The 17,142-nt window shown below is 71.5% G+C and carries 2 protein-coding genes; both read right to left on the bottom strand.

Features of this window, described 5'->3' with window-relative positions; translation table 11 throughout:
• Positions 1-21 precede the first annotated feature (21 nt).
• Positions 22-1,542 (bottom strand): hypothetical protein, encoded by a 1,521-nt coding sequence (locus D7V77_RS00080; RefSeq protein ID WP_120574210.1) that lies wholly within the window; start codon positions 1,540-1,542, stop codon positions 22-24.
• A complete protein-coding gene (locus D7V77_RS00075; protein ID WP_120574209.1) occupies positions 1,539-17,141 on the bottom strand; it encodes a non-ribosomal peptide synthase/polyketide synthase in 15,603 nt (5,200 codons plus the stop codon). The genes D7V77_RS00080 and D7V77_RS00075 overlap by 4 nt, the downstream gene beginning before the upstream one ends.
• Position 17,142 lies beyond the last annotated feature (1 nt).

Below are 17,142 nucleotides of genomic sequence, written 5' to 3'. Positions count from 1 at the left end.
TGCACCTGGGAGAAGGGGCGGCTAACGCGGGCCGGGGTCGCGCAGGAGGGAGGGCTCCAGGAAGGCGGAGTCCGGCGGGTACCAGGCCCACGCGCCCGGCGTGGACCCTGGCGGGCGGGCTGACTCCGGAGTCGCGAGCGACAGCACGCCCTTGTCGAAGAGCGCCTCCAGCGGCGCGAGCGGGGGGGCCCCGCGCAGGACGTCGCCCGCGGAGTTGCCCAGCACCCGCGGCAGCAGCGCCTGTTCCTCCTCGCCCAGCCGATCATCGCGGTAGTCGGAGCGGAAGCGCCCGCTGGCCGCGTCGAGCCGGCGCACGGTGGGGCTCAGCCGCACGACCAGGTCCTCGAACGCCCAGTCCGGCCGCGCGGGGTCCGACTCCAGCCGGGCGATGCAGGCTCGGACGCTGGAGGAGAAGGCGGCGCGGGTGAAGGTGCGGCGGATCAGCGCGGCGCCCCGCTGGCAGGCCTCACGCAGGGGCGCTGGCGCGAGCACGTCCTGGAAGATGCGGGCCGCCAGGGAGGCGTAGGCGTCCGGGGCGCCAGCGGCCATCGCCTCGGTCTCGTGGACGAGGATGCCGTGGCCCGGCGGGAGCGCGTGGCGGTTGTTGCCCGCCCCGTTGGTGTAGACGGGACAGCCGTTGAGCACGGACTCCAGCACGTACATCCCGAAGGGCTCCGGGGTGGTGTTGTAGCAGAGCCCGAAGCGGGCCTCGCGCACGAGGCGGAAGAGGGCGGGCTGGCTCAGGTGCGGGACGGGCAGCAGCAGATCCTCCAGCGTCGCGTCCGCGGCCTGAAGCGCCTGGGCGAGCGCGTGCGCCTGGAAGGGGAAGTCGAAGCGGAGCACGTGTTGCAGCAGCGCGAAGTCCTGGGCGGCCACCACCAGCCGCACGGGAGGATGGCCGTGCTCGCGGGCTTGCGCGCGCAGGCCCAGGAGGATGGCGCAGACGGACTGCCAGTCCGCCTTGCCGGGCTGGATGGCGTGGCCCAGCACCTCGCCGCGGTCCAGCGCCTCCTGCACGGTCCGGGGCAGCTCGACGCCGGGGAGGCGCCCCTCGCCGTCGGGGGCCTCCAGGCACGGCAACGTCGGCACGAGGGTGCTTACGTTCGCGGCCCCGCGCGGATCCAGGCACCGCCGAGCGGACCAGTCCGGGGTCAGCAGCAGCGACGTGAGGGTGTCGTGGATGTAGGGCGACAGCGCCCCGTACAGGTCGATGAGCGGGTTGCCCAGCCACGTCGTGGGCTGGCCGTGGAGGCCGTGGAAGAACACGAACGTCCGCCGCGCCAGCTCCCTGTTGGGCGCGCGGATGCCCAGGCCCATGTCGCAGTAGACGGCCAGGTCCGCGGCGGGCCGGGAGTGCAGCGCCAGCACGCGCCGCGCGTTGGCCACCGGGATGCCGGAGTCCCCCGTGTTGGGGTAGTGGCGGTTGAAGCGCTCGACGTCGTGGCCGAGCGCTCGCAGCTCCTCCTCCATCCAGGCGTTGATGGCGCCCGCGACGCTCTGGAACGGCTCCGCCTCCAGGTACAGCCGGGTCCTCGTGCTCATGCGACCTCCCGTGACTTCGAGTCCGAAGGGGGCGGGGCCAGCGACCCCAGGGGCCGGTCCGGTTCCTCCACCACCTCCATCAACAGCGCCTGGAGCGCGTCCACCATCCGCGCGACCGTCGTCGCGTCGAAGAGCTCCGTGCGGTACTCCAGTTGGCCCGTGAGTCCTTCCGGGCCGTCCGTCAGCAGCAACTGCAAGTCGTTGAGCAGCAGGCCCAGGTCCGCGTCCAGCGGTTGGATCTCCAGCCCGGCCAGGGTGACCGCTGGCGCGGCGGAGGCGTGGAAGACGTAGCCGAGCGGGCTCAGCGGACGGCGGTCCACGACACCTGGACGCAGCAGCGACACCAGCTCCGCGTGGGGCAGGTCCTGGTGCTCGGAGGACTCCAGGTAGCTGGCGCGCACGCGCCGCAGGACCTCTCGGAAGGAGGGGTTGCCGGACAGGTCCGTGCGCAGCAGCAGGTAGCTGGCGAACATGCCCACCAGCGGCTCCAGCTCCGGGCGCGGGCGGTTGGCGTGCACGATGCCCACCACCGTGTCGCCGCACTGGAGCGTCCGCGCGAGGAACGTCTTGAAGGCCGCCAGCCCCAGCAAGAAGGGGGTGACGCTCTCGCGCCGGGCCAGCGTGTGGAACCGGGCGGACAGCGCGGGCGGGAGCGTGAAGCCGTGGCGTCCCTTGCGGAAGGTGCCGGCCTCCGGGCGCGGGCGGTCCAGGGGCAGCGACGCCGGCAAAGGCTTCTCCAGGCGGCGGCTCCACCAGTTGCGGTGGTGCTCCAGCACCTCGCCGCGCATCCACTCGCGCTGCCAGCGGGTGTAGTCGCGGTAGCTCACGGTGAGCTCCGGCAGCGGCGAGGGCTGCTCGTCGCGGAAGGCGGGGTAGAGCGCAGTCAGCTCTCGCAGCATCACTCCGCCGGACACCTGGTCGGTGAGTGCGTGGTGGACGGCGAGCATGAGGACGTGGCGGCTGTCCGTGACGCGGAAGAGGCGCGTGCGCATCAGCGGCCCGTGCTCCATGTCGAACGGGCGCCAGCCTTCTTCTTCCATCCGAGACATCAGCGCCTGCTCGCGCGTGTCCTCGGGCAGGGAGCGGAGATCCTCCACGGGGAGTTCCCACTCCGTGGGCGGGGCCACGCGCTGCACGGGCTGACCGTCCACGCTGGGGAAGGTGGTGCGCAGCGGTTCGTGGCGGCGCACCAGCTCTTCAATCGCGCGCCTCAGGGCCTCCACGTCGAGGGGGCCGTCCAGGCGCAGCGGGGTGAGCACCTGGTTGTAGACGCTCCCCGCGCCCATGCGCTCCGGAGACCAGTAGGCGGCCTGCGCGTGCGAGAGGGGGACTTCGCCGTCCTCCGGGGAGGACGTGATGGGGGGCGGCCTCGCGAGTGAATCGCTGTGCGGGGCCCGGAGCCGATCCGCGAGGCGGGCCACGGTGGTGCGGTCGAACAGCTCCTGAAGCGATACGTCCACGTCGAACACGGCGCGCAGGCGCGCCACCAGTTGCGTGGCGAGTAGCGAGTGGCCGCCCAGGTCGAAGAAGTCGTCGTGGATGCCCACGCGCTCCACGCCCAGCAGCTCCGCCCACAGCGTCGCGAGCAGCTCCTCCACCGTGTCGCGAGGAGCGACCTGGAGCGCCGCCCGTGCGGGCGGAGTGCCCGGGACGGGCAGCGCGCGCGTGTCCACCTTGCCGCTGGCGGTGAGAGGCAGCGCGTCCAGGAACACGAACGCCGCCGGCACCATGTACTCCGGCACTCGCGCCTTGAGCATCGCGCGCAGTGGGGCTTCGTCGGGGGACTCGTCTCGAGAGACGACGTAGGAGACGAGGCGGAGGAGGGAGGGCGAGTCCTCGCGAAGGAGTGTGAAGGCGTCGAGGACGGAGGAGTGGTCGCGAAGGAGGGAGGAGACTTCGGAGGGCTCGATGCGGAAGCCGCGCAGCTTCACCTGGGAGTCGAGGCGGCCGAGGAACTCGAGACGGCCGGAGGGCAGCCAGCGGACGCGGTCACCAGTGCGGTAGAGGCGCTCACCCGGCTCGCGCGAGAACGGATGGGGAATGAACTTCTCCGCGGTGAGGGAGGGCTGGCCGAGGTAGCCGCGAGCAACGCCAGGGCCGGAGACGAAGAGCTCACCGGGGAGGCCGACGGGGACGGGGCGAAGGAGGGCGTCGAGGACGAAGAGGCGGACGTTGGGGAAGGGAGCGCCGATGGTGGGCTGAGAGGGAATGAGCTGCGACTCAATGGAAGCGCAGACAGTCACTTCAGTGGGGCCGTAGGCGTTGAGCAGGAGGCGCTGGGGGTGGACCCAGCGTGAGGCGACGGCAGCCGGGAGCGCCTCACCCGCGGAGATGACGATGCGCAAGGAGTCGAGGCCCGTGGGGTCGAGCTGAGCGAGGACGGAAGGCGTGAGGGTGACAGCGGAGATGGCGCGGTCGCGGAGCAGGGAGTGGAGGGGCGGCCCTGGGAGGAGCTGCTCGCGAGGAGCAAGGTGGAGGCAGGCGCCCGCGAGGAGGGAAGAGAAGACCTCGCAGACGCAGGCATCGAAGCCGATGGAGGCGAACTGGAGGACGCGGGAGGAGGAGTCGAAGTGGTGTTCGCGGACGGCGGCGAGGGCGGTGTTGGCGAGGCCGCGGTGGGTGAGGAGGGTGCCCTTGGGCTTGCCGGTGGAGCCAGAGGTGTAGATGACGTAGGCGAGCGAATCGGGCAGGGAGCGGGGAGGAGGCGGCTGGGTGGAGCACGAGGCCACCTGATTCCAATCCGCGTCCACGCACACCAGCACCCCGCCGTGCGCCGGCAGCTCATCCGCCAGATGATCCTGGGTGACGACCACGGGGGCGCCGGAGTCGGCGAGCATGAAGGCGAGGCGGTCCGAGGGAAGCGTCGGATCCAGCGGCACCCATGCGCCGCCGGCCTTGAGGACGGCGAGCATGGAGACGACGAGATCGAAGGAGCGCTCGAGGCAGAGCGCGACGCGGGTCTCGGGACCGACGCCGTAAGCGCGCAGATGCCAGGCGAGCTGGTTGGCGCGTGCGTCGAGCTGCTGGAACGAAAGGGTGTCGTCGCCAGCGGCGAGAGCGGCAGCGTCGGGAGTGCGGGCCACCTGCGCTTCGAAGAGCTGGTGGACGAGGCGCTCCTGGGGGAAGGCCACGTCGCTGGCATTCCACTCCACCAGCACCTGGCGCCGTGCCTCTTCCGTGAAGAGCGACAGCGCGCCCAGCGGCTGGTCGGGTGAGGCGAGCACCGCCTCCAGTGCGGTGCTCCAGTGTGACAGGAGCTGGTCGATGGCTTCCGCGCTGAAGCGCGCCGGGTCGTAGCCCAGTCGCAGGAGCAGCTGGCGGTCGGGGATGACCATCGCCGCGAGCGGATAGTTGATGCGCTCCAGGAAGCTGATGTCGCGGATCGCCAGGGCGCTGCCCCGCTCGATGACGGACGTGTCCACCGGGTAGTTTTCGAAGACGAGGAAGCTGTCGAAGAGGGACGAGCCGCGCGGCAGCTCGCTCCAGCCCTGCACCTTCACCAGCGGGCTGTGCTCGTGCTGGCGCATCTCCGCCTGCCATGACTGAAGCTCCTTCAACCACCGCAGCACCGGCACGTCCGGATCCATCCGCACGCGCACTGGCAGGGCGTTGATGAAGAGGCCCACCATGGACTCCACGTCCGTCAGCTCCGGCGGACGTCCGGAGACAGTGGTGCCGAAGACAGCGTCGGTCGTGCCCGCGCAGCGGCCGAGCACCAGGCCCCACGTCGCCTGCACCAGCGTGTTGAGCGTGAGCTGGTGGTCGCGGGCGAACGCCTGGAGCTCCAGGGTGCGCTCCGCGCTCAGATGGATCTCCCGCTCGCCGGGAGCCAGGGGCGCCGCGTCCGCGCTCACGGGCCGGGCGAGGGGCAGGGGCGTGGGCTCCGTGAAGCCTCGCAGCGACTTGCGCCAGAAGGCCTCCGAACCGGCGTCGTCCCGGCGCTGGAGCCAGGCCACGTAGTCGCGGAAGGGAGGGCTGGACCGGTCCGGAAGAGGCTCGTCGCGCAGGAGCGCCTGGTAGGTGGTGAAGAGCTCCTGGAACAGCAGGCCCAGGCTCCACCCGTCCAGCAGCACGTGGTGGTACGTCCACACCATGCGCGTGACGTTCTCCTCCAGTCGGATGAGCGCCAGCCGCATCAGCGGAGGCCGGGACAGGTCGAAGCCCTGGGCGCGATCGCGGGCCAGGAAGTCTTCCAGCCGGAGCTGCTGCTCCGCCGGGGACGCGTCGCGCCAATCCAACTCCAGCCACGGGAGCGGGGCGCGGGCGCTCACCACCTGGAGCGGCTCGGCCAGTCCCTCCCAGAAGAGCGCGGTGCGCAGCAGGGGCTGACGCTCCACCAGCCGGTCCATGGCGCGGTGGAAGGCGTCGCGGTCCAGCGGCGCGTGGAACGTCCAGGTGAGCTGCTCCAGGTACATGCCCACCTGGGGCTCGAACAGCGCGTGGAAGAGCATGCCCTGCTGCATGGGCGACAGCGGGTAGATGTCCCTCGCGAGCGGCGCCGTCTGGAGGATGCGCTCCAGGGCGCTCGGGGCGAGGCGGGCCAGCGGGAAGTCCGCGGGGGTGCGCCGTTCCGCATCCGTGCCCAGGCGACCGGCGATGATCCTCCGCAGTGCGTCGCCCCAGGCGGTGGCGAGCGCCTGGATGGTGGCGTGGGAGTGGAGCGCCTCGCTGTAGCTGACGAAGAGGTCCATCCGGCCGGAGAGCACGTAGCCGCCCGCCTCCAGCACGTGCGGCCGCCGCTCCGATTCACCGATGGTGGGGCCCGCGGACTCACGCACCAGGGTGAAGGGGCCCTCGGCGCGCGAGTCCGTGTCGAACTGGCCCAGGTAGTTGAAGCTGAGCTCCGCCGCAGGCAGGGCGCGCAGCCGCCTCGCCGCTTCGTCCTCGCGCAGGTAGCGCAGCAGGCCGTGGCCGAGTCCGCGCGACGGTACCTTCGCCAGCGCCTCGCGCACGGCGCGCACCGCGTCTCCCGGACTGGCCTCGGAGGGGACCTCCAGCAGCGCGGGGTACAGCGCCGTGAACCAGCCCACCGTGCGCGACAGGTCCACGTCGTCGAAGAGGTCCTCGCGGCCGTGGCCCTCCAGGTCCACCAACTGGCGCGGCTGGCCCGTCCAGGCCGCCAACGCCTGCATCAGCGCCGCGAGCAGCACGTCGTCGATGCGCGCCCGGTACGCGGCGGGCACGTCCTGCAACAGCAGGCGCGTCTCCTCCGCGCTCAGCGACACCGTCACGCCTCGTGCCGACGCGAAGGTGGCGTCGCCGCCGGCACCCTCCCGGGGCAGCGGGCGCACGCGCGAACGGGATGCGTCCAACCAGAAGGGCAGCTCCGCCGTCACCGCTGGCGAATGGGCGTGCGCCACCAGCCGCTCCGCCCACGCCTTGAAGGACGTGCTCTTGGGGGGCAGTGACACCGCGCGCCCCTCCTGGAGCTGCCGGTACACCGTGGCCAGGTCCTCCAGCATCGTGCGCCACGAGACGCCGTCCACCGCCAGGTGGTGGATGACGAGCAGCAGGCGTCCAGACTTCTCCTCCGACGGGTCCACCAGCGCCGCCGCCACCAGCGGGCCGTCCTCCAGCGAAAGGCCGCGCTGCAACTCCCCGGCGACCTGCTCCAGGCGCGCCGCGTCCACCCGCCGCACCACCACTCCGCCGGGGCCGGGCTCGGCGCACGTCTGCCGCCAGCCCTCCGCCGTCCAGGTGAGGCGCAGCCGGAGCGCGTCGTGGTGCGCGAGCAGGTGGCCCAGCGCCGCTTCCAGCAGCGGCACCTCCATCGGTTGGCGCAGCTCCAGCACCATGGCCTGGTTGTTGTGCTGCGGTGCCTTCAGCTCGCGCTCCACGAACCAGCGCTGGATGGGTGTGAGCGGCACCGGACCCACCACCGGCCCCTGCTCCCCGGTTGGCACGTCCGCCGGAACCACCAGCGGCGCAAGCTCCGCGATGGTCGGGTGCTGGAAGAGCTGCCGGGGCGTGAGGCGCAGGCCCACGCGGTGCGCGCGGGCGATGATCTGCAGGCTGACGATGGAGTCTCCGCCCAGCGCGAAGAAGTTGTCGTGCAGGCCCACGTTCTCCCGGCGAAGCACCTTCGCCCAGATGTCCGCCAGCCGCTGCTCCACCTCTGTCCGAGGCGCCACGAACGGCGTCCCCACCGAGCGCTCCAGCTCCGGCGCGGGCAGCGCCCTTCGGTCCACCTTGCCGTTGGACGTGAGCGGCAGGGACTCCAGCGCGACGAGCGCTGCGGGCACCATGTAGTCCGGCAGCCGCTGCTGAAGGTGCTGGCGCAGCGTTTCGATGTCTGGCGTCTGGCCCACGGCGGGCGTCACGTAGCCCACCAGCCGCTTGCCGCCCGGCGCGTCCTCGCGCGCCACCACCACCGCTTCGCGCACGGAGGGGTGCAAGGCCAGCGCGGTTTCAATTTCTCCCAGCTCGATGCGGAAGCCGCGGATCTTCACCTGCAGGTCCGAGCGGCCCAGGTACTCCAGCTGCCCGTCGGCGCGTACGCGCGCCAGGTCTCCCGTCCGGTAGAGGCGCTCTCCGGGGCGCGTGGCGAAAGGGTGCGGCACGAAGCGCTCCGCTGTCAGCTCCGGACGGTGGAGGTAGCCGCGCGCCAGGCCCGGGCCTCCCACGTACAGCTCGCCCGGGATGCCCACGGGCTGGGGCTGGAGGCGCGAGTCCAGGACGAAGGTCTGGAGGTCCGGGATGGGCACACCCACGATGCTGCCCGAGCCCCCTTCCGCGTCGGCCGTGTGCACCACGCGGTAGGTGACGTGGACCGTCGTCTCGGTGATGCCGTACATGTTGATCAGCCGGGGCCGCGCGTCCCCGTGCCGCGCGAACCAGGGCCGCAGGCTGGCGAACTCCAGGGCCTCGCCGCCGAAGATGACGTAGCGCAGGGACAGCGCGCCGGGCTCGTCGGAGGTCGCGTCCGCGTGGAGCAGCTGGCGGAAGGCGGAGGGCGTTTGATTGAGGACCGTCACCCTCTCGCGGCGCAGCAGCGACAGGAAGCTCTCCGGCGAGCGGCTCACCCAGTAGGGCACCACCACCACGCGCCCGCCGTACAGCAGCGCGCCCCACAGCTCCCAGACGGAGAAGTCGAACGCGTACGAGTGGAAGAACGTCCACACGTCCTGTGCGCCGAAGCCGTACCAGGGCTCCGTGGCGGTCATCAGGCGCACCACCTGCTCGTGCGCCAGCTGCACGCCCTTGGGCCGGCCCGTGGATCCGGAGGTGTAGATGACGTACGCCAGGTTCTCCGGGGCGACTCCCGCGTCGGGGGCGTGGACGGGCTCCGCTTCGAGGCCGCGGTCGTCCAGCAGCACCACGTGTGCGCCGTGCGCCGGCAGCGCTCCCTGGAGAGAAGTCTGGGTGACGAGCACCGGGACGCGGGTGTCCTCCAGCATGAAGGCCAGGCGATCCATGGGGTACGACGGATCCATGGGGACGTAGGCGCCGCCTGCCTTGAGGATGGCGAGCAGGCCCACCACCATGTCCAGCGAACGCTCCACGCACAGCCCGACGAGCGTCTCCGGCCCCACGCCGAAGGAGCGCAGGCGCCACGCGACCTGGTTGGCGCGCGCGTCCAGCTGCCGGTAGGTGAGGTGCTGCTCGCCGCAGGTGGCGGCGAGGGCGTCCGGCGTGAGGGCCACCCGCGCCTCGAAGCGCTGGTGCAGGGTGGGGCCTCGCGCGAAGCCCTCGCGCGGGGTGTTCCACTCCACCAGGTGCTGGTGGCGCTCGGCTTCGGTGAGCAGCGGCAGCTCCGCCACGCGCCGCTCCGGGTGGGCGGTGACGTCGCGCAGCAGCACCTCCAGGTGCCCCAGCAGCCGCTCCGCGGTGTCCGGCTCGAAGAGGTCGGCGTTGTACTCCAGTCCCAACTGCTGGCCCTGCTCACTGTCGGTGACGTAGAGGGTGAGGTCGAACTTGGCGGTGCGCCCCTCCACGGGCAGCGGGCGCATCGTCAGCCCCGGCAGGGCCCGCTCCAGCTCCAGGCCGTGCTGGTGGACCAGCATCACCTGGAACAGCGGCGTGCGGCTCAGGTCGCGCTCCGGCTGGAGCACCTCCACCAGTCGCTCGAAGGGCACGTCCTGATGGGAGAAGGCGCCCAGCACCGCCTCACGCGCCTGGGCGAGCAGCTCGCGGAACGAACGTTCGCCGTCGATGCGGGCACGCAGCACCAGCGTGTTGATGAAGAGGCCGATGAGCCCCTCCAGCTCCGGGCGCCCGCGGCCGGACACGGGCGTGCCCACGCCCAGGTCGTCCTGGCCAGAGTAGCGGAACAGCAGCGCCTGGAGCGCGGCCAGGTACGTGGTGAAGGGCGTGACGCCCTCGCGGCGGTGGAAGGCTCGCAGTGCGTCCGACAGGTCGCGCGGCAGCCGGCGGGTGGCCACCGCACCCTTCGATGTGACGAGCGCGGGACGCGGCCGATCCGTGGGCAGCTCCAGCGCCCGGGGCATCCCGTCCAGCTGCTGGCGCCACCAGCCGAGCTGCGCGTCGAGCACATCACCCTGGAGCCAGGAGCGCTGCCACACAGCGTAGTCCGCGTACTGCACCGGCAGCGGTGGAAGCGGTGAAGGTTCGTCGCGCAGGAAGGCGTCGTGGAGCACGGCCAGCTCGCGCAGGAGCACCTCCAGCGACCAGCCATCGGAGACGATGTGGTGCAGCGTCAGGAGCAGCACGTGGCGCCGGGGCTCCAGGCGCAGCAGCGTGACGCGCATCAAGGGGCCACGGGCGAGGTCGAAGGGCCGGTGCGCCTCTTCGACGGCGAGCCTGCGCGCCTCCTGCTCGCGCTCCGTCGCGGGCAGCGCCTCCAGGTCAATCACGGTGAGGGGCGCGGCGGCCTCCGCGTGCACGCGCTGCTCTCCGCCGTGCTCGCCCTGGAGGAACGTCGTGCGCAGCGGCTCGTGGCGCCGGATGAGCTCCTGGAAGCAACGCTCCAGCAGGCCCACGTCCAACTCTCCCTCCAGCTCCAGCGCGGCGGGGATGTTGTAGAGCGGGCTGCCGGGCTGCCACTGATCCAGGAACCACAGGCGCTGCTGGGAGAAGGACAGGGGCAGCGCGCCGTCGCGCGGCACGGGGCGAGGGGCCGGAGCGGAACCTTCCTCGGGAGTCCGTGCGTCCACCAGGACGGCGAGCTTCGCGACCGAGGGCGCGTCGAAGAAGGCGCGCAGGGGTAGCTCCACGCCGAAGGTCTCCTGCACGCGCGCCACCAGGCGCGTTGCGAGCAGGGAGTGGCCACCGAGCGCGAAGAAGTCGTCGTGCGGGCCCACGCGCTCCAGCCGCAGCACGCGTGCGAAGAGTCCGCACAGCAGCTGCTCCGTGCGGGTCCGTGGCGGGGCGGAGGTGCGCGTCGCCTCCAACGCGGTGGTGGGCGCGGGCAGTGCCCTCCGCTCCAGCTTGCCGTTGGCGGAGAGCGGCAGCGCGGCCATCACCACGAAGGCCGCGGGCACCATGTACTCGGGCAGCCGCTGCTGGAGGTGCTGGCGCAGCGTGGCCGTGTCGGCCTCTTGGCCCGGGCCGGGCACCACGTAGGCCACCAGACGCGGATCGCCCGGCACGTCCTCGCGCGCCACGACCACTGCCTCGCGCACGGCGGGGTGCAGGCCGAGGCAGGCTTCGATTTCGCCCAGCTCGATGCGGAAGCCACGCAGCTTCACCTGGAAGTCGGTGCGGCCCAGGTACTCGATGGCTCCGTCGGGCCGGTAGCGCGCCAGGTCTCCCGTCCGGTAGAGGCGCGCACCGGGCTGTGTGCCGACGGGGTCCGGCACGAAGCGCTCGGCGGTGAGGTCCGGCCGGTGGTGGTAGCCGCGCGCCAGGCCCAGGCCTCCAATGTAGAGCTCGCCCGGGATGCCCACGGGCACGGGGCGCAGTCCCGCGTCGAGGACGTGCAGACGCAGGTTCGTGATGGGTCGGCCAATGGGGACCGTGCGCGACGGGTCGCCGTGCTCGCATGTCCAGTGCGTGACGTCGACGGCAGCCTCCGTGGGGCCGTAGAGGTTGAACAGCCGCGCTGGCAGCCGCTCCAGGCAGCGCCGCGCGAGATCCGGGGGGAGGGCTTCGCCGCTGGAGAAGATGCGCTGGAGGGAAGCGCAGGATTCCAGTCCCGGCTGCTCCAGGAAGACCTGGAGCATGGACGGCACGAAGTGCAGCGTGGTGATGCGCTCCTCGGCGATGGTGCGCGCCAGGTAAGCAGCGTCCTGGTGGCCTCCGGGGCGAGCCATGACCAGCCGCGCGCCGGTCATCAGCGGCCAGAAGAACTCCCACACGGAGACGTCGAAGCCGAAGGGCGTCTTCTGCAGGACGGCGTCACCGGGTGTGAGCGAATAGGCGGACTGCATCCACGCCAGCCGGTTGTGGATCGCGGCGTGGGTGTTGAGCGCCCCCTTGGGCCGGCCGGTGGAGCCCGACGTGTAGATGATGTACGCGGCGCCCTCGGGCGCGATGGTTACGTGGGGCCGGTGCGTAGGCGCTCGCGTGACGATGTCCCAGTCCGAGTCCAGGCACACCACGCGCCCGGAGGTCGCGGGCAGTGAGGGCTTCAGACTCTCCTGGGTGAGGAGCACCGGGGCGGCGGCGTCTTCCAGCATGAAGGCCAGGCGCTCGGCCGGGTACGACGGATCCATCGGCACCCAGGCGCCGCCCGCCTTGAGGATGGCGAGCAGGCCCACCACCATCTCCAGAGAGCGCTCCACGCACACGGCCACCGGCACTTCCGGGCCCACGCCCAGCGAGCGCAGGTGGTGCGCGAGTTGGTTGGCGCGGGTGTCCAGCTCCCGGTACGTGAGCCGCTGGCCTTCGAACACGACCGCCGGTGCGTCCGGCGTGCGGTCCACCTGTGCCTCCACGAGCTCGTGCAGCCTCGCTCCGGCCGGTGCCTGCGTGCCGGTGTCGTTCCACGCGACGAGCAGCGTCTGGCGCTCTGCGGGCGTCAGCAGCGGCAGCTCGGAGAGGGGCGCTTCCGGCCGCGCCACGATGCCGGTGAGCAGCTCCTGCAGGTGGCCGGCCATGCGGGCCACCGTGGCCGCGTCGTAGAGGTCGGTGTTGTATTCGAAGGAGAGGCCCAGCCCTTCGGGGTGGTCGGTGAAGGCCAGCGACAGGTCGAAGCGCGCGGTGCGGCTCTCCACCTCCAGCGGGAGCAGGGTCAGGCCCGGCATCGCGCCGGTGAGCTCCAGCCCCTGCTGGTAGATGATCATCACCTGGAAGAGCGGCGAGCGGCTGGGGTCGCGCTTCGGCTGGAGCGCCTCCACCAGCTTCTCGAAGGGCACGTCCTGGTGCGCGAGCGCGCCGAGCGTGGACTCGCGCGCCTGGGCGAGCAGCTCCCGGAAGGAGAGCCCCGGCCGTGGCCGTGCGCGCAGGACCACGGTGTTGATGAAGAACCCGATGAGCCCTTCCAGCCCCTGCTGCTCACGGCCCTCCACGGGCGTGCCGAGCGCGAAGTCCTCCTGGCCGGAGTAGCGGTGCAGCAGCACCTGCGTGGCCGCCAGCAGCGTCACGAAGGGCGTGACGCCCTCGCGGCGGTGGAAGGCGCGCAGGGAATCGGAGAGGGCGCGCGGCAACCGGGTCTCGCTCACGGCGCCGCGGTGGCCCTGGGTCGCGGGCCGGGGGCGATCCGTGGGCAGCTCCAGCGCCTGGGGCATCCCGTCCAACTGCTGGCGCCACCAGCCGAGCCGCGCGTCGAGCACGTCGCCCTGAAGCCAGGAGCGCTGCCACACGGCGTAGTCCGCGTACTGCACCGGCAGCGGTGGAAGCGGTGACGGCTGTCCCCGCTGGAAGGCGTCGTAGAGCGCGGCCACCTCGCGGAGCAGCACCTGGATGGAGCGATCATCCGAGACGATGTGGTGCATCACCCCGAGGAGCACGTGCTCCTGTTCCTCCAGCCGCAACAGCGTGAGCCGCAGGACCGGTCCCGCCGACAGGTCGAAGGGCCGCTGCGCTTCCGCGTCGGCGAGCCTGCGCGCCTCGGGCATCCGCTCGGCGGTGGGCAGGCTGCTCACGTCGATGACTTGAAGCGGAATGGACCGCGCCGGGTGGATGAGCTGGTGGGGCTCCTCCTCCGTGGAGTCGAAGGTGGTGCGCAGGGATTCGTGACGGCGGATCAGTTCGTCGAAGGCGGACTGGAGCGCGGGGAGGTGGAGGGCGCCGAGGAGCCGGAGCGCGGAGGGGACGTTGTAGAAGGCGCTCTGGGGCTGCCAGCGGTCGAGGAACCAGAGTCGCTGCTGGGCGAAGGAGAGAGGCGGGGGCGCGCCATCGCGAGGTGTGGGGCGCAGCGGAGGCGCGGAAGAAGAGAAGGAGGAGTCGCGAAGGGCGTCGAGGCGCTGGGCGAGGAGCGCGGGAGAAGAGGCCTCGAAGAGAGCGCGAAGGGGCAACTCCAGGCCGAGGGCTTCGCGCACGTGGGCGACGAGGCGGGTGGCGAGGAGTGAGTGTCCACCGAGGGCGAAGAAGTCGTCGTCGATGCCGACGCGCTCCAGCCGCAGCAAGCGAGCGAAGAGGCCGCAGAGGAGTGCCTCGGTGCGCGTGCGGGGCGGGACGAAGGATGCGGCGAGAGAGGCGTCTGCGTCGGGGAGAGGAAGGGCCTTGCGGTCCACCTTGCCGTTGGAGCTGAGGGGCAGGGTGTCGAGGAGGACGAAGGCCGAAGGCACCATGTACTCGGGCAGGTGCGAGGCGAGCGACGCGCGGACTTCGGAGACGTCGAGAGGCAGGCCCGGGCGCGGGCAGAGGTACGCGACGAGACGCGCGTCACCGGGGGAGTCCTGGCGAACGAGGACGACGACGTCACGCACGGCGGGCAGCCCGCGCAGAGAGGCTTCGATTTCACCCAACTCAATGCGGAAGCCGCGCAGCTTCACCTGGAAGTCGATGCGGCCCAGGAAGTCGAGGGAGCCGTCGGGAAGCCAGCGGACGCGGTCACCGGTGCGGTAGAGGCGCGCGCCGGGTGAGGAGGCGAAGGGGTCCGGAATGAAGGAGACGGCGGTGCGGGAAGCGTCGAAGAGGTAGCCGCGGCCGACACCCGTACCCGCGACGAAGAGCTCGCCCGGAATGCCGAGGGGGCAGGGCCGAAGGAGGGAGTCGAGGACGTAGAGGCGGGTGTTGCAGACAGGGCGGCCGATGGGGACAACGGAAGAGGCCGGAGGTGAGGAGAGGAAGGCGTGGGTGACGTCGTCGGAGCACTCGGTGGGGCCGTAGGCGTTGACGAGGGGAATGGCGGGCCACGCGAGAAGCCAGCGGCGAGCGGTTTCGGCGGGAAGGGCCTCACCGGTGGGAAGCATGAAGCGCAGGCGAGAAAGCGCGGGACGTGCAGCGCCGCGAGAGTCGGCCTCGTCGAGCAGGGCATTCAGCAGGGAGGGGACGGACTCGACGATGGAGACGGCGTGGGCCTCTAGCGCATCAAGCAGTGAGCTAGGAGAGTGGGCAACGTCGTCGCCAAGCACCAGCGTCTGGCCACCGACGAGCAGGGCAACGAAGGACTGCCAGACGGAGATGTCGAAGCACTGAGAGGCCGTCTGGGCGACGACGTCCGTGGGCCCGAGGTCGAGTGCAAGCACCTTGGCATGCAGGTGGTTGAGCATGCCGCGCTGCTCGACCATGGCGCCCTTGGGGGTGCCGGTGGAGCCCGAGGTGAAGATGACGTAGGCGAGGTGTGAAGGAGACGCGCGAGGCGAGAGGCGCGAAGAAGGAACGTCCGCGTTCAGGGAGGCTTCGAGCGAAAGGACGCGCGGGCGAGAGTCCTCGGGAAGCAGCGCGAGTGCGGAAGCCAGCAGCGGCGCGAAGACATCGGCGACGAGGACGAAGGGAGCGCGGCTGAGGGAGAGAATCTGGGCGAGGCGCTGGGGCGGGTGGAGCGGGTCGAGGGGCAGCCAGGCAGCGCCGGCCTTGAGGACGCCGAGGTTGGAAGCGACGAAGTCGCAGCCACGAGGGGCCAACAGAGCGACGAGGGAATCGGGCTGGACGCCAGAGGCGACGAGGTGGTGTGCGAGGCGGTTGGAGCGAGCGTCGAGGGCGCGGTAGCTGAAGGAAGAAGACGCGTCGCGGACGGCGACGGCGTCGGGGGCGCGGTCGGCCTGGCCTTCGAAGAGCTGATGGAAGCAGGCGTCGAGCGGCACGTCGGCGTGGGTGCGGTTGAAGTCGAGGAGCACCTGACGCTGCTCGGCCTCGGGCATGAGGGGCAGTGAAGCCAGGGGCGCCTCGGGGCGAGCGACGGCGGCCTCCAGTACCGTGCGCAGGTGCTGGGTGAGGCGCGCGATGGTCGCCTCCTCGAACAAGTCGGTGCTGTACTCCACGTGACCGACGAGCCCGCCTCGCTCCACCTCCACCAGCGACAGGGTGAGGTCGAACATCGACCGGCCCGCGGTGCTCTTGATGGCCTCCAGCGTCAGGCCTCCCAACTTGGGACGGCCCTGCGGCTTCTGGAGGATGAGCATCACCTGGAACAGCGGCGTGTAGCTGAGGCTGCGCCGGGGCTGGAGCTCCTCCACCAGCTTCTCGAAGGGCACGTCCTGGTTGTCGAACGCGCCCGTCGCGGCCTCACGCACCCGGCCCAGCAGCCCCAGGAAGGTGGGATCGCCGGACAGGTCCGTGCGCAGCACCAGCGTGTTGAGGAAGAAGCCGATGAGGCCCTCCAACTCGGCCTGGCTCCGGCCGGCGCTGGGCGTGCCCACGCAGACCTCGTCCTGCCCCGAGTACCGGTGCAGCACCGTCTGGAAGGCCGCGAGCAGCACCATGTAGAGCGTGGCTCCGCTGCGCCGGCCCAGCGCCTTGAGCTGCTCCACCAGCGCGGCGGGCAGCTCCACGCGCAGCTCCGCCCCCTGGAATGTCTGAACGGCCGGACGCGGCCAGTCCGTGGGCAGCTCCAGCACCTGCGGCGCGCCGCTCAGCCGTGCCTTCCAGTAGTCCAGCTGACGCCGCAGGGCCTCGCCCTCGCGTCCCTGCTGCTGGCGCGCGAAGTCCGCGTATTGCAACGGCAGTGCTGGGAGCACTGGCGCGGTGTCGGCGACGAAGGCTTCGTAGAAGACGCCCACCTCGCGGATCAGCACTTCGATGGACCAGCCGTCGGAGACGATGTGGTGCATCGTCAGGAGCAGCACGTGCTCCTCCGGCGATAGCCGCAGCAGCCGGGTGCGTAGCAGCGGTCCGCGCGTCAGGTCGAACGGCCGTCGCGCCTCCTCCGCCATTCGCATGCGCGTCTGCTCCTCGCGCTGCTCCAGCGGCAGGCCCGTCAGGTCCTCCGGTGCCAGCGCCAGTGTCAGTGACGGCTCCGCCACCTGCACGGGCTGACCGTCCTGATCCATGAAGCGCGTCCGCAGTGATTCATGGCGCTCCACGAGCGCGTTGAAAGCGCGCCCGAGGGCTATCACGTCCAGCGGCCCGCGCAGGCGGAACGCGGCCGGGAGGTTGAACAGCGTCGTCCCGGGCTCCATCCGATCCAGGAACCACAGCCGCTGCTGGGCGAAGGACAGCGGCGACGGTTCGGACGCCGCGCGCGCGGGCCTCGGGGCTGGTGCAAGGTCCTTCGCCGGCGCACCGGAGGCCTGCTGCCGTTCGGCCATCTTGCGCAGCAGTTGCTCGCGCTTTTCGGGAGGAAGGTGGGCGATCCGGTTGCGAATGTCGCTCATG

It is taken from the genome of Corallococcus sp. CA041A, assembly GCF_003612075.1.
In the GTDB taxonomy this organism is placed as follows: domain Bacteria; phylum Myxococcota; class Myxococcia; order Myxococcales; family Myxococcaceae; genus Corallococcus; species Corallococcus exiguus.
The sequence above is the reverse complement of the archived record's forward strand: the minus strand, read 5'-3'. Positions and strand labels throughout refer to the sequence as shown.

Bases quoted from the DNA above. Each gene is read 5' to 3' on its own strand.
- D7V77_RS00080 (WP_120574210.1), bottom strand. From the start codon at position 1,542: ATGAGCACGAGGACCCGGCTGTACCTGGAGGCGGAGCCGTTCCAGAGC.
- D7V77_RS00075 (WP_120574209.1), bottom strand. From the start codon at position 17,141: ATGAGCGACATTCGCAACCGGATCGCCCACCTTCCTCCCGAAAAGCGC.